The sequence below is a fragment of the Leucobacter sp. M11 genome (genome assembly GCF_035726885.1).
In the GTDB taxonomy this organism is placed as follows: Bacteria; Actinomycetota; Actinomycetes; order Actinomycetales; family Microbacteriaceae; genus JAPFRB01.
This window is the reverse complement of the sequence record NZ_JAPFRB010000001.1, coordinates 631637-632496: the sequence shown is the minus strand read 5'-3', so window position 1 is coordinate 632496 and position 860 is coordinate 631637. Positions and strand designations below refer to the sequence as shown.

The 860-nt window shown below is 73.5% G+C and carries 2 protein-coding genes; both read right to left on the bottom strand.

Features of this window, described 5'->3' with window-relative positions:
• Positions 1-15: 15 nt before the first annotated feature.
• Positions 16-507, bottom strand: a complete 492-nt coding sequence (locus OOT08_RS03265) for a MarR family winged helix-turn-helix transcriptional regulator (RefSeq protein WP_325091111.1) — start codon at positions 505-507, stop codon at positions 16-18.
• 69 nt (positions 508-576) lie between these two features.
• The coding region (locus OOT08_RS03260) for a hypothetical protein (RefSeq protein WP_325091110.1) at positions 577-860 on the bottom strand (284 nt) is incomplete at its 5' end.

The following is an 860-nucleotide window of genomic DNA, read 5'->3' as shown; positions in this document are numbered from 1 at the left end:
GGGCGTTGGGGGGAGCTACGGCGTCGCGGCGGGCTCCGCGCTCAGGGTGCGCTGGATGGCCGAGAGGGCGCGGAGCGCGCCCCGCCCGTCCGCCTCGGTCACGCCGAGGCCGAGCTGGCTGAGCCACTGCGCGTAGCTCGGGGTGAGCTCCGTCAGGAGCGTCTCGCCGGCCGCGGTGACGCGCAGGGTGACGGAGCGGCGGTCGCCCGCGTTTCCCCCGCGTTCGAGGAGGGCGAGCCGTTCGAGGCCGTCGGTCAGCCCGGTCACCGTCGCCCGGGTGACCTCGAGCTGCTCAGCGAGACCGCCCGGGGTGATGCCCGGCTCCGCCGAGACGGCCAGGAGGGCGGCGAGCCGGGCCTCGGAGAGGTCGTGGACCGCGAGCAGCTCGGCGCAGGCGAGATCGATCTGCCGTGCCGTCGTGAGCAGCGACAGCACGAGCCTGGCCGAATCGTGCTCCCCGATTCGGGCGAGCAGGAGTTCCTGTTTGGCGCCTAAGAGATTATTCATTAGGCACCATACTATCAGGCGGCTGAGTTGTTTTGTGCCGGCGAGCAGCCGAAGGTTCGCCGGGCCGGATCAGGCCGCCGAGCGCCGGGCGCTGAGCCACGCGCAGCCGCCGACGAGGGCGGCCAGGAGCGCCGCGGCCGCGCTGAAGACGAGCCCGGAGTTGCGCAGGCCAACCTCCGCGGCAAGGAGGCCGACGCCGATCGCGGGCGCGGCAAGCAGGAGGTACAGGCCCGCGAAGAAGGCGGAGGACACTCCGCCGCGCGCGGCGGGCGGCACCTGCTCGACGGTGCTCGCGATTCCGGCGTTGAGGCAGAGCCCGCCGGAGAGCCCGAGGACCGCCGCGGCGATGATGA